The 22,690-nt window shown below is 62.6% G+C and carries 13 protein-coding genes, 5 tRNA genes and 3 rRNA genes; 1 reads left to right on the top strand and 20 read right to left on the bottom strand.

All coding sequences use genetic code 11. The features are described from left to right. Positions 1-19: 19 nt before the first annotated feature. The 20 genes from rpoB to gshA form a co-directional block, all read right to left on the bottom strand. Positions 20-4,144 carry a DNA-directed RNA polymerase subunit beta gene (gene rpoB, locus KUD94_RS13115; RefSeq protein WP_218237627.1) on the bottom strand — a complete coding sequence of 1,375 codons (4,125 nt, stop codon included), beginning with the start codon at positions 4,142-4,144 and terminating at the stop codon, positions 20-22. A gap of 280 nt (positions 4,145-4,424) precedes the next feature. After that, positions 4,425-4,805, bottom strand: a complete 381-nt coding sequence (gene rplL, locus KUD94_RS13110) for a 50S ribosomal protein L7/L12 (RefSeq protein ID WP_218237626.1) — start codon at positions 4,803-4,805, stop codon at positions 4,425-4,427. 51 nt (positions 4,806-4,856) lie between these two features. Further along, a complete protein-coding gene (gene rplJ / locus KUD94_RS13105) occupies positions 4,857-5,363 on the bottom strand; it encodes a 50S ribosomal protein L10 (RefSeq protein WP_218237625.1) in 507 nt (168 codons plus the stop codon). A gap of 233 nt (positions 5,364-5,596) precedes the next feature. Continuing rightward, on the bottom strand, positions 5,597-6,292 hold the full coding sequence (rplA, locus tag KUD94_RS13100; RefSeq protein WP_218237624.1) for a 50S ribosomal protein L1: 696 nt from the start codon (positions 6,290-6,292) through the stop codon (positions 5,597-5,599). After that, entirely contained in the window at positions 6,293-6,724 is a 432-nt protein-coding gene (gene rplK / locus KUD94_RS13095) for a 50S ribosomal protein L11 (RefSeq protein ID WP_218237623.1), read from the bottom strand. It abuts the gene before it with no gap. A gap of 126 nt (positions 6,725-6,850) precedes the next feature. Beyond that, on the bottom strand, positions 6,851-7,432 hold the full coding sequence (gene nusG / locus KUD94_RS13090; protein WP_218239302.1) for a transcription termination/antitermination protein NusG: 582 nt from the start codon (positions 7,430-7,432) through the stop codon (positions 6,851-6,853). An 8-nt stretch (positions 7,433-7,440) separates the two neighbouring features. Next, positions 7,441-7,824 carry a preprotein translocase subunit SecE gene (gene secE / locus KUD94_RS13085; protein WP_218237622.1) on the bottom strand — a complete coding sequence of 128 codons (384 nt, stop codon included), beginning with the start codon at positions 7,822-7,824 and terminating at the stop codon, positions 7,441-7,443. 80 nt (positions 7,825-7,904) lie between these two features. Next, positions 7,905-7,980, bottom strand: a tRNA-Trp gene (locus KUD94_RS13080). Between the two features lie 12 nt (positions 7,981-7,992). Then, positions 7,993-9,183 (bottom strand): elongation factor Tu, encoded by a 1,191-nt coding sequence (gene tuf, locus KUD94_RS13075; protein ID WP_218237621.1) that lies wholly within the window; start codon positions 9,181-9,183, stop codon positions 7,993-7,995. A gap of 68 nt (positions 9,184-9,251) precedes the next feature. Beyond that, positions 9,252-9,326, bottom strand: a tRNA-Thr gene (locus KUD94_RS13070). 34 nt (positions 9,327-9,360) lie between these two features. Then, positions 9,361-9,434 (bottom strand) — tRNA-Gly (locus KUD94_RS13065). Positions 9,435-9,475: 41 nt separating this feature from the next. Next, positions 9,476-9,561, bottom strand: a tRNA-Tyr gene (locus tag KUD94_RS13060). Positions 9,562-9,789: 228 nt separating this feature from the next. Next, positions 9,790-9,902: ribosomal RNA gene (gene rrf / locus KUD94_RS13055) — 5S ribosomal RNA — on the bottom strand. Positions 9,903-10,049: 147 nt separating this feature from the next. Next, positions 10,050-12,934, bottom strand: a 23S ribosomal RNA gene (locus KUD94_RS13050). A gap of 598 nt (positions 12,935-13,532) precedes the next feature. Further along, a tRNA-Ile gene (locus KUD94_RS13045) sits at positions 13,533-13,609 on the bottom strand. Between the two features lie 169 nt (positions 13,610-13,778). Next, positions 13,779-15,311, bottom strand: a 16S ribosomal RNA gene (locus tag KUD94_RS13040). Together the 16S, 23S and 5S rRNA genes with 4 tRNA genes alongside form the textbook arrangement of a ribosomal RNA operon. Positions 15,312-15,679: 368 nt before the next feature. Continuing rightward, positions 15,680-16,630: a glutathione synthase gene (gshB, locus tag KUD94_RS13035; RefSeq protein ID WP_218237620.1), complete on the bottom strand. Its 951-nt coding sequence runs from the start codon at positions 16,628-16,630 to the stop codon at positions 15,680-15,682. Between the two features lie 16 nt (positions 16,631-16,646). Beyond that, on the bottom strand, positions 16,647-17,843 hold the full coding sequence (locus KUD94_RS13030) for a benzoate/H(+) symporter BenE family transporter (RefSeq protein WP_218237619.1): 1,197 nt from the start codon (positions 17,841-17,843) through the stop codon (positions 16,647-16,649). Positions 17,844-17,890: 47 nt separating this feature from the next. Next, entirely contained in the window at positions 17,891-19,762 is a 1,872-nt protein-coding gene (locus tag KUD94_RS13025; RefSeq protein ID WP_218237618.1) for a potassium transporter Kup, read from the bottom strand. Positions 19,763-19,837: 75 nt separating this feature from the next. Beyond that, positions 19,838-21,106 (bottom strand): glutamate--cysteine ligase, encoded by a 1,269-nt coding sequence (gshA, locus tag KUD94_RS13020; RefSeq protein ID WP_218237617.1) that lies wholly within the window; start codon positions 21,104-21,106, stop codon positions 19,838-19,840. Positions 21,107-21,417: 311 nt separating this feature from the next. Here gshA and KUD94_RS13015 point away from each other — a divergent pair, with 311 nt between their 5' ends. Beyond that, positions 21,418-22,671: a Yip1 family protein gene (locus KUD94_RS13015; protein WP_218237616.1), complete on the top strand. Its 1,254-nt coding sequence runs from the start codon at positions 21,418-21,420 to the stop codon at positions 22,669-22,671. The last annotated feature ends 19 nt before the right edge of the window (positions 22,672-22,690 follow it).

The following is a 22,690-nucleotide window of genomic DNA, read 5'->3' as shown; positions in this document are numbered from 1 at the left end:
TACCTAAATCCACTCGGTCTCAGGAGCGGTCCAACTCGATATCCAGACCCAGCGAGCGGATCTCCTTGATCAGCACGTTGAAGGATTCGGGCATGCCTGCCTCGATCGAGTGCTCGCCCTTGACGATGTTCTCGTAGACCTTGGTGCGGCCCTGCACGTCGTCGGACTTCACCGTGAGCATCTCCTGCAGCACATAGGCCGCGCCGTAGGCTTCCAGCGCCCAGACTTCCATCTCGCCGAAGCGCTGGCCGCCAAACTGCGCCTTGCCGCCCAGAGGCTGCTGCGTGACCAGCGAGTACGGGCCGGTAGAGCGCGCGTGCATCTTGTCGTCGACCAGATGGTGCAGCTTCAGGTAGTGCATGTAGCCCACGGTGGTCGGGCGCTCGAAACGCTCGCCGGTGCGCCCGTCGTAGAGCCAGGCCTGGGTGCGCGGCGCGGTCAGGCCCTTGGCCTTGGCGATCTCGTCCGGGTAGGCCAGTTGCAGCATCTCCTTGATCTCTTCTTCGGTCGCGCCGTCGAAGACCGGAGAGGCAAACGGCACGCCCGAGCGCAGCTCCTGCGCCATGGCCAGCAGATCCTCGTCGCCCAGCAGCGCCAGGCCGTCCTTGCGCCCGCGGGTGGTGTAGATCTTCTCCATGAACTTGCGCAGCTCGGCCACCTTGGCCTGCTGGTCGAGCATGTCGGCAATGCGCTGGCCCAGCCCCTTGGCGGCCCAGCCCAGGTGCACTTCCAGCACCTGGCCGATGTTCATGCGCGAGGGCACGCCCAGCGGGTTCAGGACGATGTCGGCCGGCGTGCCGTCTTCCATGTAGGGCATGTCTTCGACGGGGACGATCTTGGACACCACACCCTTGTTGCCATGGCGCCCGGCCATCTTGTCGCCGGGTTGCAGGCGGCGCTTGACGGCCAGGTAGACCTTGACCATCTTGAGCACGCCCGCAGGCAGCTCGTCGCCCTGGGTGAGCTTCTTGCGCTTTTCTTCAAACGCCAGGTCGAACTCGTGGCGCGTGTGCTCCATCGCGTTCTTCATGGATTCGAGCTGCGCAGCCACGGTGTCGTCCGCCAGGCGGATGTCGAACCAGTGGTGGCGATCGACGCTCGCAAGGTAAGCCTTGTCCAGCTTGCTGCCCTTGGGCAGCTTGTTCGGTCCGCCGTTGGCGACCTTGCCGGTAAGCAGCTTCTCGATGCGGTCGAACGCGTCGGCCTCGACGATGCGCAGGCGGTCGTTCAGGTCCAGGCGATAGCGCTTGAGCTCGTCGTCGATGATCTGCTGCGCACGCTTGTCGCGCTGTATGCCTTCGCGGGTGAACACCTGCACGTCGATCACCGTGCCCTGGCTGCCCTGCTCCACGCGCAGCGAGGTGTCCTTCACGTCGGAGGCCTTCTCGCCAAAGATTGCGCGCAGCAGCTTTTCTTCCGGCGTCAGCGTGGTCTCGCCCTTGGGCGTGACCTTGCCGACCAGCGTGTCGCCCGGCTGCACCTCGGCGCCCACGTAGATGATGCCCGAGTCGTCCAGACGATTGAGCTGCTGCTCCGAGAGGTTGGGAATGTCGCGCGTGATTTCCTCGGCACCGAGCTTGGTGTCGCGCGCCATCACCACGAGCTCTTCGATGTGCACGCTGGTATAGCGGTCGTCGGCCACCACGCGCTCGCTGATCAGGATGGAATCCTCGAAGTTGTAGCCGTTCCAGGGCATGAAGGCGATCAGCATGTTCTGCCCGATCGCGATCTCGCCCAGGTCGGTCGAAGCACCGTCGGCAATCACGTCGCCCTTGGCCAGTACGTCGCCCTTCTTGACGATGGGGCGCTGGTGGATGTTGGTGTTCTGGTTGGAGCGCTGGTACTTGATCAGGTTGTAGATGTCCACACCCACTTCGCCGGCCACGGCCTCGTCGTCGTGCACGCGGATCACGATGCGGGTTGCATCCACGTAATCGACCACGCCGCCGCGCTCGGCCGTCACCACGGTACCCGAGTCGATCGCGGCCACGCGCTCTATGCCCGTGCCCACCAGGGGCTTTTCGGGGCGCAGTACCGGCACCGCCTGGCGCGACATGTTGGCGCCCATCAGCGCGCGGTTGGCGTCGTTGTGCTCCAGGAAGGGCACGAGAGAGGCCGCCACCGAGACGATCTGCGCGGGCGAGACGTCCATGTACTGCACGCGGTCGGCCGAGACCAGCGTGGATTCGCCCTGCTCGCGCGCGCTCACCAGTTCGCCGGTGAGGCGCCCCTTGTCGTCCAGCGCCGCATTGGCCTGGGCAATGATGTACTTGCCCTCTTCAATGGCCGAGAGGTAGTCGATCTCGTCGGTCACCTTGCCATCGACCACGCGGCGGTAGGGCGTCTCGATGAAGCCGTACTCGTTCAGGCGCGCGTACAAGGCGAGCGAATTGATCAGGCCGATGTTCGGGCCTTCAGGCGTTTCGATCGGGCACACGCGGCCGTAGTGCGTGACGTGCACGTCGCGCACTTCAAAACCGGCGCGCTCGCGCGTCAGGCCCCCCGGGCCGAGGGCCGAAACGCGGCGCTTGTGCGTGATCTCGGCCAGCGGGTTGGTCTGGTCCATGAACTGGCTGAGCTGCGAGGCACCGAAGAACTCCTTGAGCGCGGCGGAAATCGGCTTGGAGTTGATCAGGTCGTGCGGCATCAAGGGGTCTTGCTCGGCCTGACCCAGGCGCTCCTTCACGGCCTTCTCGATGCGCGCCAAGCCCGTGCGGTACTGGTTCTCGGCGAGCTCGCCCACGCAGCGCACGCGGCGATTGCCCAGATGGTCGATGTCGTCGACCTCGCCCTTGCCGTTGCGCAGATCGACCAGGATCTTGACCACGGCCAGGATGTCCTCGTTGGACAGCACCATGGGGCCGGTCGATTCCTCGCGGCCTACCTTGGCGTTGAACTTCATGCGCCCCACGCGCGACAAGTCGTAGGTGTCGTGGTTGTAGAACAGGCGCTGGAACAAGGCCTGCACCGCGTCCTCGGTCGGCGGCTCGCCGGGGCGCATCATGCGGTAGATGGCCACGCGCGCGGCGAACTCGTCGCTGGTCTCGTCCATGCGCAGGGTCTGCGAGATGTAAGGCCCCTGATCGAGCTCATTGGTGTGGATGCAGGGCAGCTCCTTCACGCCCGCCGTGCGCAGCGTCTTGAGCAGCGCCTCGGTCAGCTCGTCGTTGGCCTTGGCGATGATCTCGCCGGTGTCGCCGTCGACAATGTTGTGCGCGAGCACGCGGCCGATGAGAAAGTCCTCGGGCACGCTGATCCAGCTCGTCTTGGACTGCTCGAGCTCGCGCGTATGGCGCGCGGTGATGCGCTTGTCCTTGGCAACGACCACCTTGCCCGACTTGTCGGTGATGTCAAAGCGCGCCACCTCGCCCTTGAGGCGATCGGCGACGAATTCCATCTGCGCGCCCGAATCCATCAGGCGGAAGTTGTCGTTGACGAAGAAGTGCGCCAGGATCTGCTCGTTGTTCAGGCCGATCGCCTTGAGCAAGATGGTCACCGGCATCTTGCGCCGACGGTCCACGCGGAAGTACAGGATGTCCTTGGGGTCGAACTCGAAGTCCAGCCAGGAGCCGCGATAGGGAATGATGCGCGCCGAGAACAGCAGCTTGCCAGAGCTGTGCGTCTTGCCCTTGTCGTGCTCGAAGAACACGCCGGGCGAGCGGTGCAGCTGGCTGACGATCACGCGCTCGGTGCCGTTGATCACGAAGGAGCCCTTGTCCGTCATGCGCGGCACTTCGCCCATGTAGACCTCTTGCTCCTTGACCTCCTTGACCACCTTGGAGTCCTTGGTCGAGGCGTCGCGGTCGTAGATGATGAGCTGCACGCGCGCGCGCACGGCCGAGGCGAACGTGAGGCCGCGCGTCTGGCATTCGCGCACGTCGAACGTGGGCTTGGCCAGGTTGTACTCGACGAACTTCATCTCCACGAAGCCGTTGTGCGAGACGATGGGGAAAGCCGACAGGAAAGCGGCCTGCAGACCTTCGGCAGTGCGTTTCTTCGGAGGGACTTCGGCCTGCAGGAACGCGGTGTAAGCGTCCTTTTGCATCTGCAGCAGGTAGGGCACTTCGAGCACGCTGTCGCGCGTGCCGAAATTCTTGCGGATGCGTTTGCGTTCGGTATAGCTGTACGTGGATGTTGGGGCCATGAATACTCCGGGCAAAGACATGAAAAGTGGTCTTCGACGACTGCTCCCGCGGACGTGCAGGCTCCGCGGGCTTGGCGGTTGGCCACTACCAACCATGGCGGACGGCGATGCATTGCACATCGCCCGAACCAAGGCGTCTTTCGTTGTCGGACAAGAGCGAAAGACACTAGAAAACAGCCCATGGGCCGCTTTCTGGTGCGCTTCGCAGCGCTGGCACCCACAAGCGCCAAGGGCTGGAGGCCTCTTTGCAAGACCTCCAGCCCGGCGCTTGCGGCAGGTCTTACTTGAGCTCGGCCTTGGCGCCCGCCTCGGTAAGCTTCTTGGCAGCGGCCTCGGCGTCGGCCTTGGGCATCGCTTCCTTGACGGTCTTGGGCGCGCCGTCCACCAGGTCCTTGGCCTCCTTCAGGCCCAGGCCGGTGATCTCGCGCACCGCCTTGATGACCGAGACCTTGTTGGCGCCCACTTCGGCCAGCACCAGGTCGAACTCAGTCTTCTCTTCGGCTGCGGCGGCAGCGCCACCGGCGGCGCCACCAGCGGCCGGCGCGGCCATGGCGGCGGCGCTCACGCCAAACTTCTCTTCAATCGCCTTGACCAGGTCGTTGAGTTCCAGCACGGTCATGCCGTCCAGCGCGGTCAGGAATGCGTCTTTGTCGAATGCCATTTTGATTTCCTAGGAATGTTGGTTTGTTGGATAACGCGTGCGCACACCGCCTCAGGCGGCTGCCGGCGCACCTTCGCCCTTCTTCGTCGCCAGCGCGCCCAGCACCACCGCGGTGCGGGAAATCGGCGACATGAGCAAGCCACACAGCTGGGCCAGCAGCACGTCCTTGGAGGGAATGCTGGCCAGCTCCTTCACGCCGTTCACGTCCAGGGTCTTGCCCGCGAAGGCACCGCCGCGAATCACCAGCTTGTCGTTGGTCTTCGCGAAATCGGCCACCACCTTTGCGGCGGCCACGGCGTCTTCGGAGAAGCCATAGATCAGCGGGCCGGTCATCTGGTCGGCCAGCACTTCGAAGTTGCTGCCATTGACGGCCCGGCGCGCCAGAGTGTTCTTCAGAACACTCAGACTCACACCCTGGCCGCGCGCACTGGCACGCAACTTGGTCATGTCGGCCACCGTGATGCCACGGTACTCGGCGATCACGAGCGTTTGAGCTTTGGCGGCGAGTTCGGTCACTTCACTGATGACCGCTTCTTTCTCACTGCGATTCAGACTCAAGGTCTACTCCTTCGTATGCGCACCTCGGGGCGAACCCCTCAATGCGCGCTTGGTTTGCAGCGACCAACTGTTGGGGAACCTTCATTCCGTTCTCAGCGGGATCGCCATCTGCGTTGGCCCTTCAGGGTTTAAGTGCTCCCGGTGAGCACACCAACGGTCTTGGATGGCCAGCGCGCTGGCGCGCCGCCCACCTCCGGGGCGCCCGCGAAGGCACCCCAATTCCTTGCACCCGCTCAGCCGTTCAGGGTCTGCGTGTCCACGCGCACGCCCAGGCCCATGGTGCTGGACACCGCCACCTTGCGCAGGTACACACCCTTGCTGGTAGCGGGCTTTGCCTTGGTGAGCGCATCCACCAGCGCCACCAGGTTGCCCTGCAGCTTGTCGGTCTCGAACGAACGGCGGCCGATGGTCGAATGCACGATGCCGGCCTTGTCCACGCGAAACTGCACCTGACCCGCCTTGGCGTTCTTCACCGCAGTGGCGACGTCCGGCGTCACGGTACCCACCTTGGGGTTGGGCATCAGGCCGCGCGGGCCCAGGATCTGGCCGAGCTGGCCGACCACGCGCATCGCGTCGGGCGCGGCAATCACCACGTCAAACGGCATGTCGCCGGCCTTGACGCGTGCCGCCAGGTCGTCCATGCCCACCACGTCGGCGCCGGCAGCGCTTGCCTCTTCGGCCTTGGCGCCTTGGGCGAACACCGCCACGCGCTTGACCTTGCCGGTGCCGTTGGGCAGCACCACGGCGCCGCGCACCACCTGGTCGGACTTCTTGGCATCGACGCCGAGCTGCACCGCCACGTCGATGGATTCATCGAACTTGGCCGTCGCCGCTTCCTTGACGATGGCGAGCGCATCCGCCAGCGGATAAAGCTTGCCGCTGTCCACCTTGCCCTGCAGGGCCTTCTGCTTCTTCGTGAGCTTGGCCATTTACACGCCCTCCACCGCAACGCCCATCGAGCGGGCCGAACCGGCGAGCGTGCGCACGGCGGCGTCCACGTCGGCGGCATTCATGTCCTTGAGCTTGGTCTTGGCAATCTCTTCGAGCTGATCGCGCGTGATCTTGCCCACCTTGCTCGCCTTGGCATTGGCCGAACCCTTGTCCAGCTTGATCGCCTTCTTGATCAGCACGGTCGCGGGCGGCGTCTTGATGATGAAGGTGAAGCTCTTGTCGGCAAACGCGGTGATCACCACCGGCAAGGGCAGACCGGGCTCCACGCCCTGGGTCTGCGCGTTGAACGCCTTGCAGAACTCCATGATGTTCAGTCCGCGCTGACCCAGCGCAGGACCGATGGGGGGTGATGGGTTGGCCTTGCCAGCTGGCACTTGCAGCTTGATGAAGCCGACGATTTTCTTCGCCATGAATACTCCTTGCGGGTCAAGCGCCCGACGATCTGACGTCAAGCTCCCCGGGGGTGATCGACTCTTCTATCTTCGACGGATGTGCGGCCGAGCCGTAAAGCCGCGCATCCCGCATGCCGTTCGCGTTCAGGACTTTTCCACCTGACCGAATTCCAGCTCCACCGGAGTGGAGCGGCCAAAAATCATCACCGCCACGCGCAGGCGGCTCTTTTCGTAATTCACGTCCTCGACCGTGCCGTTGAAGTCGGTGAACGGCCCGTCCTTGACGCGCACCACTTCACCGGTGACGAACTCGATCTTGTGGCGCGGCTTGTCCGCGCCTTCCTGCACCTGGTTCTCGATCTTGCTGACCTCTTCATCCGAGATCGGCGCCGGCCGATTCTTGGCACCGCCGACGAAGCCGGTCACCTTGTTGGTGTGCTTGATCAAATGCCAGGTGTCGTCGTCCATCTCCATCTGCACGAACACGTAGCCCGGATACAGGCGGCGTTCCGTCGTGCGGCGCTGGCCGTTGCGCAGCTCCACCACTTCCTCGGTCGGCACCAGGATGCGGCCGAATTTCTCCTGCATGCCGGCGCGTTTGATGCGCTCGAGAATGTTGCGTTCCACCGCCTTTTCCATGCCGGAATAGGCATGGACGATGTACCAACGCAAATGCGAGGCGGGCGCCGCCTCGGCTGCGGTGGGCTCGGGGGTGTTTTCGTTCATCTCAGCCATCACTTCCTCCACCCCAGGATGAGGTCGTAGAGCACCCATTCCAGCGTCTTGTCGGTCAACCAGAGAAAAGCAGCCATCAGCACCACCAGGGCAAACACATAGGCGGTCATCTGCATGGTTTCCTTGCGCGTGGGCCACACCACCTTGCTGACTTCACGCCAGGCATCGCGCGAGAAGGCGATCAGCTGGCGCCCGGTCTCGGAGAGGAAGAAAACCACGCAGGCCGCCGCAAGACCGCCCGCCAGCGAACCCCACTGCACCAGCGGACCTTGCTTGCCAAGGAAATAAAACCCCGCCAATGCGGCCACGACCAGCACGCCGGCCAAGGCGAGCTTGGCCTTGTCCGCCGCGCTGGACACCGTTTGTACCTGGGAAGTCGCCATTCGTTATCCTGATTCAATGCACCACACAGACGCCGAAGCCCGTCAAGGCTGACGGGCTCTTCAGAGGCGCCACCCGGTGGTGGCAGGGGCAGTAGGAATCGAACCTACAACCTTCGGTTTTGGAGACCGACGCTCTGCCAATTGAGCTATACCCCTGCAGTACTCCTGCTATTCGATGATCTTCGCCACCACGCCCGCACCCACGGTGCGTCCACCCTCGCGGATGGCAAAGCGCAGGCCTTCTTCCATGGCGATGGGGTGGATGAGCTTGACGGTCATGGACACGTTGTCGCCGGGCATCACCATCTCCTTGTCGGCCGGCAGCTCGATGGCGCCGGTCACGTCGGTGGTGCGAAAGTAGAACTGCGGGCGGTAGTTGTTGAAGAACGGCGTGTGGCGCCCGCCCTCGTCCTTGGACAGCACGTAGACCTCGCAGGTGAAGTGCGTGTGCGGCGTGATCGAGCCGGGCTTGGCCACGACCTGGCCGCGCTCGACGTCTTCGCGCTTGGTGCCGCGCAGCAAGATGCCGACGTTGTCGCCCGCCTGACCCTGGTCCAGGAGCTTTCTGAACATTTCCACGCCGGTGACGGTGGTCTTTTGCGTGTCGCGGATCCCGACGATCTCCACTTCCTCGCCGACCTTGACGATGCCACGCTCCACGCGTCCGGTGATCACGGTGCCGCGACCCGAGATGGAAAACACGTCTTCCACGGGCATGAGGAAGGCGCCGTCGATGGCGCGCTCGGGCGTGGGGATGTAGCTGTCCAGCGCTTCGGCCAGTTGCATGATGGCCTGCTCGCCGAGCTCGCCCGTGTCGCCTTCGAGCGCCAGCTTGGCCGAGCCCTTGATGATGGGGGTGTCGTCGCCGGGGAATTCGTATTTGGACAGCAGCTCGCGCACTTCCATCTCGACGAGTTCGAGCAGCTCGGCGTCATCGACCATGTCGCACTTGTTGAGGAACACGATGATGTAGGGCACGCCGACCTGGCGGGCCAGCAGGATGTGCTCACGCGTCTGGGGCATGGGGCCGTCGGCGGCCGAGCACACGAGGATGGCGCCGTCCATCTGGGCGGCGCCGGTGATCATGTTCTTGACATAGTCGGCGTGGCCGGGGCAGTCCACGTGGGCGTAGTGGCGGTTTGCCGTCTCGTACTCCACGTGCGAGGTGTTGATGGTGATGCCGCGGGCCTTTTCTTCCGGGGCGTTGTCGATCTGGTCGTAGCTCTTGACGTCACCGCCGAACTTCTTGCCCAGCACGGTGGCGATCGCTGCAGTGAGCGTCGTCTTGCCGTGGTCCACGTGACCAATGGTGCCCACGTTCACGTGCGGCTTGGTACGCTCGAATTTTCCTTTTGCCATCTTTTCGACTCCGAAAAAACTACACCAATCAGTTCATGGCGCCGGCTGTGCCGGCCGTCTTCGATACTTGGTGCCCTTGGTGGGAATCGGACCCACGACCTCTCCCTTACCAAGGGAGTGCTCTACCACTGAGCCACAAGGGCCTGAGGCGCCGCCGCAAGCACGGCACCCCGAAGCTGGAGCGGGAGACGGGAATCGAACCCGCGTCATTAGCTTGGAAGGCTAAGGTTCTACCATTGAACTACTCCCGCAGGCGACACCCGCCCGCAAGCGCGATTCCGACGTCTTCAGCTGGTGGAGGAGATTGGATTCGAACCAATGTAGGCGCAAGCCAACAGATTTACAGTCTGCCCCCTTTAACCACTCGGGCACTCCTCCGCGCAATCGGGCATTGTAGCCGATTTTTTGGCCGCGCCGCGCGCCGAGGCAGGAAAATTTGCGCTGGCGCCCGAGCGGTTCGCGCCGGCCCTGTGACCTCGGCCTGTCCCGCCCGAGCAGCTGCGCCGCTGGCAGGGGCGTCCCGATGCTCACCCCTGCAAACACCAAACCCCCTGTCCTTTGCACCTGTGTAGTGCTTGAGGCAGGGGGTTTGTTGTTGGTATGGGTGCCTGACGATGACCTACTTTCACACGGGAGTCCGCACTATCATTGGCGCGAAGCTGTTTCACGGTCCTGTTCGGGATGGGCAGGGGTGGTTCCGGCTTGCTATTGTCATCAGGCGTAAAGGGTAGCTGCACGTTGGTGGGGGCGTTGTGGTGCCTTTTTTTGTGCAGCTCATTCACAGCAGTCGAATCGTTTTTGGAATTTGATTGAGTCTTTGGCATGGACCTTGGGCTTTTTTGGTGTTTTTTGGGCCTCAAGGTTATAGGGTCAAGCCTCACGGGCAATTAGTACTGGTTAGCTGCGGGCATTGCTGCTCTTGCACACCCAGCCTATCAACGTTGTGGTCTACAACGACCCTTCAGGGGGGTCTAGCCCCCGGCAGATCTCATCTTGGAGGGAGTTTCGCGCTTAGATGCTTTCAGCGCTTATCTCTTCCGCACATAGCTACCCTGCGATGCCACGGGCGTGACAACAGGTACACCAGCGGTGCGTCCACTCCGGTCCTCTCGTACTAGGAGCAGGTCTCCTCAAATCTGCAGCGCCCACGGAAGATAGGGACAAAACTGTCTCACGACGTTTTAAACCCAGCTCACGTACCTCTTTAAATGGCGAACAGCCATACCCTTGGGACCGACTACAGCCCCAGGATGAGATGAGCCGACATCGAGGTGCCAAACACCGCCGTCGATATGAACTCTTGGGCGGTATCAGCCTGTTATCCCCAGAGTACCTTTTATCCGTTGAGCGATGGCCCTTCCATACAGAACCACCGGATCACTATGTCCTGCTTTCGCACCTGCTCGACGTGTCAGTCTCGCAGTCAAGCACGCTTGTGCCATTGCACTATCGTCACGATGTCCGACCGTAACTAGCGTACCTTCGAACTCCTCCGTTACGCTTTGGGAGGAGACCGCCCCAGTCAAACTGCCTACCATGCACTGTCCCCAAGCCCGATCAGGGCCCAAGGTTAGAACCTCAAACGCACCAGGGTGGTATTTCAACGTTGGCTCCAGGCACTCTAGCGAGCACCCTTCAAAGCCTCCCACCTATCCTACACAGATCCGTTCAAAGTCCAATACAAAGCTACAGTAAAGGTTCATGGGGTCTTTCCGTCTTTCCGCGGGGAGATTGCATCATCACAAACATTTCAACTTCGCTGAGTCTGCGGAGGAGACAGTGTGGCCATCGTTACGCCATTCGTGCAGGTCGGAACTTACCCGACAAGGAATTTCGCTACCTTAGGACCGTTATAGTTACGGCCGCCGTTTACTGGGACTTCGATCAAGAGCTTGCACCCCATCACTTAATCTTCCAGCACCGGGCAGGCGTCACACCCTATACGTCGACTTTCGTCTTTGCAGAGTGCTGTGTTTTTATTAAACAGTCGCAGCCACCGATTTATTGCAACCGCTTTGGGCTCCACCTGTACAGGCTTCACCTACTTGCGGCATACCTTCTCCCGAAGTTACGGTATCAATTTGCCGAGTTCCTTCTCCGCAGTTCTCTCAAGCGCCTTGGAATACTCATCTCGCGCACCAGTGTCGGTTTGCGGTACGGTCGTCAATGGCTGAAGCTTAGTGGCTTTTCCTGGAAGCAGGGTATCACTCACTTCAGGCACAAGTGCCCTCGTTGTCACCCCTCATCTCAGCCCGGCGGATTTGCCTACCGGGCACGACTACAGGCTTGAACCAACATGTCCAACAGTTGGCTGAGCTAACCTTCTTCGTCCCCACATCGCACCATTGAGCGGTACGGGAATATTGACCCGTTTCCCATCAGCTACGCATCTCTGCCTCACCTTAGGGGCCGACTCACCCTACGCCGATGAACGTTGCGTAGGAAACCTTGCGCTTACGGCGAGCGGGCTTTTCACCCGCTTTAACGCTACTCATGTCAGCATTCGCACTTGTGATACCTCCAGCATCCGTTACCAGACACCTTCACAGGCTTACACAACGCTCTCCTACCACGCACAAACAAGTTGTGCATCCGCAGCTTCGGTAACTGGCTTGAGCCCCGTTACATCTTCCGCGCAGGACGACTCGATCAGTGAGCTATTACGCTTTCTTTAAATGATGGCTGCTTCTAAGCCAACATCCTGACTGTTTTAGCCTTCCCACTTCGTTTCCCACTTAGCCAATTTTAGGGACCTTAGCTGGCGGTCTGGGTTGTTTCCCTCTTGTGTCCGGACGTTAGCACCCGGTGCACTGTCTCCCGCGCTCTACTCTTCGGTATTCGGAGTTTGCCTAGGGTTGGTAAGTCGCCATGACCCCCTAGCCTAAACAGTGCTCTACCCCCGAAGGTAATACGCGAGGCACTACCTAAATAGTTTTCGGAGAGAACCAGCTATTTCCAGGTTTGTTTAGCCTTTCACCCCTATCCACAGCTCATCCGCTGGTTTTGCAACACCAGTCGGTTCGGACCTCCAGTGCCTGTTACAACACCTTCATCCTGGCCATGGATAGATCACCTGGTTTCGGGTCTACACCCAGCGACTAAAGACGCCCTGTTCGGACTCGGTTTCCCTGCGCCTTCCCTATTCGGTTAAGCTTGCCACTGAATGTAAGTCGCTGACCCATTATACAAAAGGTACGCCGTCACCCCTTGCGAGGCTCCGACTTTTTGTAAGCATGCGGTTTCAGGATCTATTTCACTCCCCTCCCGGGGTTCTTTTCGCCTTTCCCTCACGGTACTGGTTCACTATCGGTCGATGATGAGTATTTAGCCTTGGAGGATGGTCCCCCCATGTTCAGACAGGGTTTCTCGTGCCCCGCCCTACTTGTCTCTAGCCTAGTACCACCAAACGGTTTTCGCATACGGGGCTATCACCCACTATGGCCGGCCTTTCCATGCCGCTTTGCTAACCGCTTGACTATCTCTAGAAGGCTGCTGCGATTTCGCTCGCCACTACTTTCGCAATCTCGGTTGATGTCTTTTCCTCAGGGTACTGAGATGGTTCAGTTCCCCTGGTTTGCCTCGCGTGCCCTATGTATTCAGGCACCGATACCCTCATCGGGTGGGTTTCCCCATTCAGAGACCTCCGGATCAATGCTTGTTTGCCAGCTCCCCGAAGCTTTTCGCAGGCTACCACGTCTTTCTTCGCCTATCATCGCCAAGGCATCCACCACATGCTCTTGTTCACTTGACCCTATAACTTTGAAGCCTTGCAGCCTCCAAGCCTTGTTTTCAAGTTCACTTGCGAGGTCTTTCACCTCGCGCGTTTTCATGCCGTAACGCGAATTTCTTTCTTGGCTCTGCCTTTTACAGCAGTGCTTTGAGAACCATTCGTCATTACTCAAACAGAGTTTCTCTCGAATCTCATGTTCGTTTTGACGCAATCAAATTCTTTGCCACTGATGACACTGCGCATCCTTGCGGACGCCCTTGCCATCAGCAGCGCTGATTCGACTCTGTGAATTTTTAAGGAACAGCCGGGAAGCGTTTTGCGCTTCCAGTTTCTTGGCTCATGCCAATGTCAAAGCAGGCGCTTCTGGCTTGCTTTGAGATTGCCACTGCATCTGGCTTGGGGTGCACTGGTTTGGGCACACTGGTGGAGGATGACGGGATCGAACCGACGACCCCTGCTTGCAAAGCAGGTGCTCTCCCAGCTGAGCTAATCCCCTTTGCGCCCGCCATGCTGCGTTGCTCGGTCGCTTGTGTAGCGCTGCTACACGGCCCTTGCTCGCGCCTTGCCTGGCAAGCGCAATCTTGATCGCCATTGCTGTCACGATCTTTTGCCCAGGGATTGGTGGGTCTGGTTGGACTCGAACCAACGACCCCCGCCTTATCAAGACGGTGCTCTAACCAGCTGAGCTACAGACCCCAATCGGTCAAACTGCATTCGAACCCTTTGCCGGGCCCGGACCGCTGGTGACACACACCCCTTGTGCTGTCCAACAACCGATAAGTGTGGGCGCCTGGCCAGCGCTTGTGCAGCAGCGGCTGCTGCCTGTGCTTGCGCTCTGTGCGCTTTTTTTCTGTGTTGTATCCAGAAAGGAGGTGATCCAGCCGCACCTTCCGATACGGCTACCTTGTTACGACTTCACCCCAGTCACGAACCCCACCGTGGCAAGCGCCCTCCAATTGGTTAGGCTACCTGCTTCTGGTGAGACCCGCTCCCATGGTGTGACGGGCGGTGTGTACAAGACCCGGGAACGTATTCACCGTGACATGCTGATCCACGATTACTAGCGATTCCGACTTCATGCACTCGAGTTGCAGAGTGCAATCCGGACTACGACCGGCTTTATGGGATTGGCTTCACCTCGCGGCTTCGCTGCCCTTTGTACCGGCCATTGTATGACGTGTGTAGCCCCACCTATAAGGGCCATGAGGACTTGACGTCATCCCCACCTTCCTCCGGTTTGTCACCGGCAGTCCCATCAGAGTGCCCTTTCGTAGCAACTGATGGCAAGGGTTGCGCTCGTTGCGGGACTTAACCCAACATCTCACGACACGAGCTGACGACAGCCATGCAGCACCTGTGTGCAGGCTCTCTTGCGAGCACCCCTCTATCTCTAAAGGGTTCCTGCCATGTCAAAGGTGGGTAAGGTTTTTCGCGTTGCATCGAATTAAACCACATCATCCACCGCTTGTGCGGGTCCCGTCAATTCCTTTGAGTTTTAACCTTGCGGCCGTACTCCCCAGGCGGTCAACTTCACGCGTTAGCTTCGTTACTGAAGAAATGAATCCCCAACAACCAGTTGACATCGTTTAGGGCGTGGACTACCAGGGTATCTAATCCTGTTTGCTCCCCACGCTTTCGTGCATGAGCGTCAGTACAGGCCCAGGGGGCTGCCTTCGCCATCGGTGTTCCTCCGCATATCTACGCATTTCACTGCTACACGCGGAATTCCACCCCCCTCTGCCGTACTCCAGCCATGCAGTCACAATGGCAGTTCCCAGGTTGAGCCCGGGGATTTCACCACTGTCTTGCATGGCCGCCTGCGCACGCTTTACGCCCAGTAATTCCGATTAACGCTCGCACCCTACGTATTACCGCGGCTGCTGGCACGTAGTTAGCCGGTGCTTATTCTTACGGTACCGTCATCGTCCCTCTGTATTAGAGAAGAACTTTTCGTTCCGTACAAAAGCAGTTTACAACCCGAAGGCCTTCATCCTGCACGCGGCATGGCTGGATCAGGGTTGCCCCCATTGTCCAAAATTCCCCACTGCTGCCTCCCGCAGGAGTTCGGGCCGTGTCTCAGTCCCGATGTGGCTGATCATCCTCTCAGACCAGCTACAGATCGCAGGCTTGGTAGGCCTTTACCCCACCAACTACCTAATCCGACATCGGCCGCTCCAGTAGCGCAAGGCCCACTAGGGGTCCCCTGCTTTCATCCACGGATCTCATGCGGTATTAATCCGGCTTTCGCCGAGCTATCCCGCACTACCGGGCACGTTCCGATGCTTTACTCACCCGTTCGCCACTCGTCAGCGCTCCGAAGAGCCTGTTACCGTTCGACTTGCATGTGTAAGGCATGCCGCCAGCGTTCAATCTGAGCCAGGATCAAACTCTACAGTTCGATCTTTTGCTTGTGCTCACTCAAAAACGGAAATTGAAGTGAATCCTCACTTCCTTTTCTCATGAGCGTTTGGTGCGCCAGAGCTCCAAGATGGCCCTCGCCTGCCCCAGCAGCGCAGCGCTTGCGCGCCAGCACCAACTACGGCAGTCAAAGCCCCTCTCAGGCCAGGCGGGCGAGCCGCTTTGCAGCTGCACCGAGCCAAACGCCCACGCTTATCGGCTGTGTGTTGTTAACGAACCCTGTCTCTTCCCATCACACCCCAAAGCCCCCAAGAGAGAACCCGGTTCAAGAAAGAGCGCTGCGATCAGCGAAGCCCTGAATTCTATACCAAGTTTTGAGCAGCGCGCAAGATGTGGGAGGAAAATTATTCAAGGAGCAGCCAGCGCCGCCTCCAGGGCGTCCTGGAACAAGGCGGCGACGTCGCAGCCGGTCTGCTCGGTGATCTCCTGAAAGCAGGTCGGGCTGGTGACGTTGATCTCGGTCACATGGGTGCCGATGATGTCCAGGCCTATGAGCAGCAAGCCCCGCGGAGCAAGCACCCGCCCGATCGTTGTCGCGGTGTGCCGGTCGGTATCGGTGAGCGGGCGCGCCTCTCCCCGGGCGCCGGCCGCGAGGTTGCCGCGGATGTCGTCACCCTGGGGCACGCGCGCCAGGCAGTAGGGAACGGGCTGGCCGCCGATGATCAGCACGCGCTTGTCGCCCTCGACGATCTCGGGCAGGTAGCGCTGCACCATGACGGTTTGCGCCCCGTCCTTGTTCAGGGTTTCGATGATCGAGCCCAGGTTCAAGCCATCGGGTCCGACGCGAAAGATGCCCATGCCGCCCATGCCATCCAGCGGCTTGAGGATGATGTCGCGCTGCTCCTCGTGGAAGCGGCGGATCTCTTCGGCCGAGCGCGTGACGAGGGTCGGGCCCGTGAACTCTGGCCATTCCATGATGGCGAGCTTCTCCGGATGGTTGCGCAGGGCCGCCGGGCGGTTGAAGACGCGCGCGCCTTCGCGCTCGGCCTGCTCCAGCAAGTGGGTGGCGTAGATGTATTCGGCGTCGAAGGGCGGGTCCTTGCGCATCAGCACGGCATCAAAGTCCGTGAGGGCGACGACGGGCGTGGCGGTTTCGCTGAACCATGCCTCGGGCTGGCCGGTGAGGTGGATCTCGCGCACCCTGGTTTCGACCCTCCCGCCGGTGCGCCAATGCAGGTCGCGCGGCTCGCAGGCGGCGATGCGGTGCCCGCGCCGCTGCGCCTCGCGCATCATGGCGAAGGTGGTGTCCTTGTAGATCTTGAAGTGTTCCAGCGGGTCGGCGACAAACAGCAGGTGCATGGCGGCGGTTCAAACATCAGGAGCGCACCGACGCGGCGCGCGATCTGCCGTACTGTTGCACAAAGAGAGCGGCGCTGCCCGCGACCACACCCCAGAACGCCGAGCCGACGCCGGCAATCGTCACCCCGCTGAGCGTGACGAGGAAGGTGATGAGTGCGGCCTCGCGATGGCGCTCCTCACGCAGCGAAGAGGCCAGGCCGGCGCCAATGGCACCGAGCAATGCCAGCCCGGCGATGGCCACGACGAGTTCCTGCGGAAAAGCCAGCAGCAGCCCGGTGACGACCGCGCCGAAGATGCCGACGATGATGTAGAGCAGCCCGCAGGCGGCCGAGGCGATATAGCGTCGGTCGCGATCGGGGTGCGCCTCCGGGCCCATGCAGATGGCGGCGGTAATGGCGCTGAAATTGAGCGCATAGCCGCCAAAGGGCGCGAGCAGCGCGGTCGCCACGCCGGTGAGCGTGATGAGCCTGGACACCGGCATGTCCGGATAGCCGGTGGCGCGCATCACTGCCACGCCAGGCAGGTTCTGCGAGGCCATGGTGACGATGAACAGCGGCAGCGCCAGGCTCATGGTGGCCTGCCAGGTAAAGCTGGGGGCGGTGAAGACCGGCATGGCCAGTTCAAAGGACACCTCGGACCAGCGCATCTGCCCGGCGGCTGCCGCCCAGGCCACTCCCACCGCCAGCGTGACGATGACCGCGTAGCGCGGCAGCAGGCGCCGCGTCAGCAGATAGGCCGCCAGCATCGCCAGCACCAGGCCCAGTGCCGTCTGCAGCGCGGAGAAAGCCTGCATGCCAAAGCGCGCGAGCACGCCGGCGAGCAGCGCGGACGCGATCTCGTCCGGAATGCGGTTCATCACCCGTTCGAACCAGCCGGTGAGGCCGGCCAGCGTGATCAGCAGCGCGCTCACGAGGAAAGCCCCGACGGCTTCGGCCATGCTGAAGCCCGCGGCGGCGCCAGCGGCCGCCAGCACCGCGGCGCCGGGAGTGGACCAGGCGATCATCACCGGCTGGCGCAGCCACAGCGACGGCAGCAGCGTGCACAGCCCCATGCCCAGGCCCAGCGCCCACATCCAGGAGGTGATCTGCTCGGGCGTGGCGCCAAAGGACTGCGCCGCCTGGAACACCAGCGCCACCGAACTGGTAAAGCCCACCAGGACCGCAACGAAACCCGCCACCAGGGCGGAAAAACTCAGGTCCTTGATCCAGCGCATGCGGTGTCTTTGAAGAGGGTTCTCGGGCGAGGGCGCGGGCGCAGTGCTCAGATTTCCACCTTGGAGCCGAGCTCGACCACCGCATTGCCCGGCAGGTTCAGGTACTCGGCTGCGGCCGTCGCGCTGTGGTGCATGTAGGCAAACAGCTTCTCGCGCCAGGGCGCAAGCCCCGTGGCCAGGCCCGGCGCGACGATGTGGCGCGAGAGGAAATAGCTGGTGCTCATGGGCTCGAGCTTGATGCCGCGCCCAGCCAGCAGCCCCAGCGCCTTGGGCAGGTCGGGGTCGTTCTTGAAGCCGTAGTGCAGCACCACGCGCCAGCAGTCGTGGCCCAGCGCCTCGACCTGCACGCGCTTGTCCATGCCTATCCAGGGCACTTCATGCTGATGCACGCTCACGAACAGGTTCTGCTCATGCAGCACCTTGTTGTGCTTGAGGTTGTGCAGCAGCGCATTGGGCACGATGCGCGGGTCGGCGCTCATGAAGACGGCCGTGCCTTCCACGCGCGAGGGCGGCGCGAGGAACAGCGATTCGAGAAAGTCTTCCAGCGTCAGCGCCGTCTGCTGCAACGCGCGGTGCAGCAGCTCGCGCCCGTCGCGCCAGGTGAGCATCAGCACGAAGACGCCCGCAGCAATCGCCAGCGGGAACCAGCCGCCGTGCAGCAGCTTGAGCAGGTTGGAGCTCCAGAACAGCAGGTCAACCACCAGAAAGACGCCCGTGGCCGCCAGCGACAGCAGCAGCGACATCTTCCACGCATAGCGCACCACGAAGAAAGTCAGCACCGTGGTGATCAACATGTCGGTAGTCACCGCGATGCCGTAGGCCGCCGCCAGATTGCCCGAAGAGCGAAACATCGCCACCGCCAGCACGATGAGCGCAAACAGCCCCCAGTTGACCAGCGGCACGTAGATCTGCCCCAAGTCGCGCACACTGGTATGCACTACCTTCAGGTGAGGCAAAAAGCCGAGCTGGATCACCTGTTTGGTAACGCTGAAGGCGCCCGAGATCAGCGCCTGCGAGGCGATCACCGCCGCGGCCGTGGCCAGCACCACCAGCGCCAGCGTGGCCCAGGGCGGCGCCAGATGGAAGAAGGGGTTGTCCACCACCTCGCGCCCGCGCGCCAGCAGCAGCGCGCCCTGGCCGAAGTAGTTGAGCACCAGCGCCGGCATGGCGATGAAGAACCAGGCCAGGCGGATCGGGCGGCGACCGAAATGGCCCATGTCGGCATACAAGGCCTCGCAGCCGGTCACGCACAGCACCACCGCGCCGAGGATGATGAAAGTGACGCCGGGGCTGTCCAGCGCAAAGCGCGCCGCGTGGTTGGGCAGCAGCGCCCAGAGCACCTGCGGATGCTGCAGGATCTGGCGCAGGCCCAGCAACGCAATCACGGCAAACCACAGCAGCATCACCGGGCCGAAGTAACGCCCTATGCCGGCCGTGCCCTTCTTTTGCACCACGAACAAGGCCAGCAGCACCAGCAGCGTGAGCTCGATGACATAGTCGCCCAGCAAGGGCGATACCACTTGCAGCCCCTCCATCGCGCCCAGCGTGGTGATGGCCGGGGTGATGACGCCGTCGCCATAGAACAGACAGGTGCCGAAGATGCCCACGAGCAGCATGCCCGCGCGCAGCCGCGGCCGGCCCGCGACCGCGCTGGACGCCAGCGTGAGCATGGCAACGAGCCCGCCCTCGCCGTTGTTGTCGGCGCGCAGCACCAGCGTCACGTACTTGATCGAGACGACGATGGTCAGCGTCCAGAAGATCAGCGAGAGCACGCCATAGACGTTGTCCGGCGTGAACTGCACGTGGCCGCCGCCGAACACCTCCTTGACGGTGTAGAGCACGCTGGTGCCGATATCGCCGAACACCACGCCGATAGCGCCCACCATCAGCGTGGGCAGGGAAGAGCGCGATTCAGACATGCCGCAAGAGGCAAACGGGTGGGGCCGCCATTGTGCGCCGCGCGCCGGCGCCGCCGTGGCGCCTGGGCGACGGGCTCAGGCCAGCTCCAGCATCTCCGGGTCGGTGGCTTCGAGCTCGTAGCTTGCGGCGAGCATCGCCAGGCGCGCGACCACGCCGTACATGTAGAAGCGGTTCGGCGCGCTGGCGCCGGGGCGCTCGCCCGGCTGGGGCAGCTGGGTGCTGTGCTCGAAGGCCAGCGGCACGTAGGACGCGCCGCGAGCCCGCCCGGCAGGCCCTACACTTTCGCCCAAGTGCATGCGGTAGACGCCGCCGACCACGTAGCGGTCCATGGTGTAGACCACGGGCTCGGCCACGGCTTCATGCACGCGCTCCTGCGTGAGCACGCCTTCCTGCACCAGCCAATGGCCGCTGCGCGGCAGCTGGCCGCTTTCTTCCAGCGCGGGCAGGTCCTTGGCGTCGCGCAGCACGGCCACGCCGGCCTCGTCGCCCGCGTCGTCGGCCTTGATCACGACGAAGGGCTTCTCGCCTATGCCGTATTCCTTGTATTTGCGGCGCACCTTGGAGAAGGTCTGGTCCACCGCGGCGCGCAGCGCCTCCATGCGCTTGGCCTTGGTCTTGCCGGCCTCGGCGCTGTGGCTGATCGGGTGAATCAGCCAGTGGTCTATGCCGAGCATCTTGCCAAAGCGCTTGCCCACTTCTTCATAGCAGCGCGTGTGGCGGCTGCGCCGGCGCACCGTCCAGCCGGCCTGCAGCGGCGGCAGCAGGTATTGCTCGTACAAATCTTCGAGGATGCCCGGGGGGCCGGCGGGCAGCTCGTTGTTGAGCAAGATGGTGCAGGGGTCGAAATGGCGCAGGCCTACGCGCTTGCGCACGCGCAGCGCCGGCTCCACCGCCACGCTCTGGCCATCGGCGAGCTGGAAGGTGGTGGCCTTCTTGAGCTCGGGATCGATGGAGCCCACGCGCACGTTCAGCCCGGCCAGGTTGAAGATGCGCTGCAACTGGGCCAGGTCGGCCACGTCCGAGGGGCTTTGCAGGCGGTTTTCCGGCACGATCAAGAGGTTGCGCGCCTCGGGGCAGATCTTCTCTATGGCCGCCATCGCCGCCTGCACCGCCAGCGGCATCATCTCGGCCGTGAGATGGTGCCAGCCGTGGGGAAACAGGCTGGTATCCACCGGCGCGAGCTTGAAGCCGGCATTGCGCAAGTCCACCGAGGTGTAGAACGGCGGCGTGTGCTCCATCCATTCGAGACGGAACCAGCGCTCGATGGCAGGCATGGCATCGAGCATGCGCTGCTCGAGTTCATTGATCGGCCCGGTCAGTGCGGTGATGAGGTGGGGAACCATGCGAGTGTGTTCTTGTGGCGGGAAGGGGTGTCCGCCATTGTAGAAAGCGTTTTCCGGCGGCCGCGCGAAGTTGCGCGGGGACCAGGCAAACGCAAGATTGTGGCGCATGGACGGGCATTCGAGTTGCAGAGGCGTCATCGGGTAACCTTGGCAGGGCTGCGCGCGCCAGGGCAGGCGCTGGCAGCGGAAAACCGAAACCCCGGCAAGGCACGTTTTGCCTGGTGCCAGGCCGGGCGCGGAGCTTGTGCCCAGCGCGCGGGCAAGCGGCACGCCATGCCCGCAATCCATGAAGTCTGACCGGAGGGGAATCCATGAACACCATCGTCTCTGATGCCGGCGCCCGCGCCGCACTACTCAAGCGGGTCGGCGACATCCTGCTGCGCCCGCGTGAGACCTGGCCGCAGATCGAGGCCGAGGACGGCAGCCCGGCTGCCATCTACAAGAACTACCTCGTCTACCTCGCGGCCATTCCGGCCGTGGCCGGGTTCATCGGCTACAGCCTGATCGGCGCCAGCGTCTTCGGCGTCACTGTGCGCACGCCGGTTGCGGCGGGGCTGGTGAACATGGTGGTCGGCTATGTGCTCTCGCTCGCCTTGGCCTATGTGCTGACGCTGATCGTCAACCAGCTCGCGCCGCGCTTTCAGGCGCGCCAGGACATGGGCAGCGCCTTCAAGCTGGTGGCCTACGCGTCGACCGCGGGAATGCTCGGCGGCGTGTTCAATCTCTTGCCGCTGCTGTCGATGCTGGGGCTGCTGGCCGCGCTGTACTCCATCTATCTGGTCTATACCGGCATACCGGTACTGATGAAAGCGCCGCAAGAAAAGGCGCTGGGCTATACCGGCGCGGTGGTCGTCTGCGGGGTGATCGTCGCCATCGTCGCCGGCCTGGTCATGAGCGTGTTCACGCCGGCCAGCCGAGGGGTGGGCGGCGGCCTTGCGGGCGCGGGCAGCGGCGAATCGGTCACGCTGAAGGTACCCGGTACCGACATCACGATCGACACCCGCGCCATCGAAGCGGCCAGCCGCAAGATGGAAGCGGCCCAGAGCAAGGGCGACGCCGACGCGGCCGCCAAGGCCGCCGGCGAGGCCATTGGCGCCGCGCTCGGCCTGGGCGGCGCGAGCCAGGCGCTGGAGCCGCAGCAGCTGCGCGCGGCCCTGCCCGAGAGCCTGGGCAAGCTGGCGCGCACCGCCGTCGAAGCGCGTTCGGACAGCGCCCTGGGCATGAAGATGAGCACCGCCAGCGCCAGCTACGACGCCGACGGGCAGACAGTGGAGATCACGGTCAGGGACGTGGGCGCCTCGCCGGCCTTGCGCATGGGCCTGGCCGCCTGGTCGAGCTCGGAGGTGGACAGCGAAAAGACCGACAGCGTCGAGCGCGTCTATCGCCAGGGCAAGACCGCCATCCAGGAGCGCTATGCCAAGGACGGCAGCAGCGCCGAGCTGGCCATGCTGCTGCCCAACGGCATCTTGCTCGAGGCCAGCGGCGCCGTCGGCATCGAGGAGCTCAAGCGCCACCTGCTGCCCATGGGCAAGCAACTGGCGGCCATCGCGCGCACGCCCGCCTGAGCCGGCACGGCCTGCGCCG

Origin of the sequence: Comamonas sp. NLF-1-9, assembly GCF_019195435.1 — a bacterium.
GTDB lineage: Bacteria > Pseudomonadota > Gammaproteobacteria > Burkholderiales > Burkholderiaceae_C > Comamonas_C.
The sequence above is the reverse complement of the archived record's forward strand: the minus strand, read 5'-3'. Positions and strand labels throughout refer to the sequence as shown.

Excerpts from the sequence above, each read along its gene's own strand:
- rpoB (WP_218237627.1), bottom strand. The coding sequence starts at position 4,144 with ATGGCCCCAACATCCACGTACAGCTATACCGAACGCAAACGCATCCGC.
- KUD94_RS13025 (WP_218237618.1), bottom strand. The coding sequence starts at position 19,762 with ATGTCTGAATCGCGCTCTTCCCTGCCCACGCTGATGGTGGGCGCTATC.
- gshA (WP_218237617.1), bottom strand. The coding sequence starts at position 21,106 with ATGGTTCCCCACCTCATCACCGCACTGACCGGGCCGATCAATGAACTC.
- rplK (WP_218237623.1), bottom strand. The coding sequence starts at position 6,724 with ATGGCGAAGAAAATCGTCGGCTTCATCAAGCTGCAAGTGCCAGCTGGC.
- tuf (WP_218237621.1), bottom strand. The coding sequence starts at position 9,183 with ATGGCAAAAGGAAAATTCGAGCGTACCAAGCCGCACGTGAACGTGGGC.
- rplL (WP_218237626.1), bottom strand. The coding sequence starts at position 4,805 with ATGGCATTCGACAAAGACGCATTCCTGACCGCGCTGGACGGCATGACC.
- KUD94_RS13015 (WP_218237616.1), top strand. The coding sequence starts at position 21,418 with ATGAACACCATCGTCTCTGATGCCGGCGCCCGCGCCGCACTACTCAAG.
- KUD94_RS13030 (WP_218237619.1), bottom strand. The coding sequence starts at position 17,843 with ATGCGCTGGATCAAGGACCTGAGTTTTTCCGCCCTGGTGGCGGGTTTC.
- nusG (WP_218239302.1), bottom strand. The coding sequence starts at position 7,432 with ATGAACGAAAACACCCCCGAGCCCACCGCAGCCGAGGCGGCGCCCGCC.
- gshB (WP_218237620.1), bottom strand. The coding sequence starts at position 16,630 with ATGCACCTGCTGTTTGTCGCCGACCCGCTGGAACACTTCAAGATCTAC.
- rplA (WP_218237624.1), bottom strand. The coding sequence starts at position 6,292 with ATGGCCAAGCTCACGAAGAAGCAGAAGGCCCTGCAGGGCAAGGTGGAC.
- secE (WP_218237622.1), bottom strand. The coding sequence starts at position 7,824 with ATGGCGACTTCCCAGGTACAAACGGTGTCCAGCGCGGCGGACAAGGCC.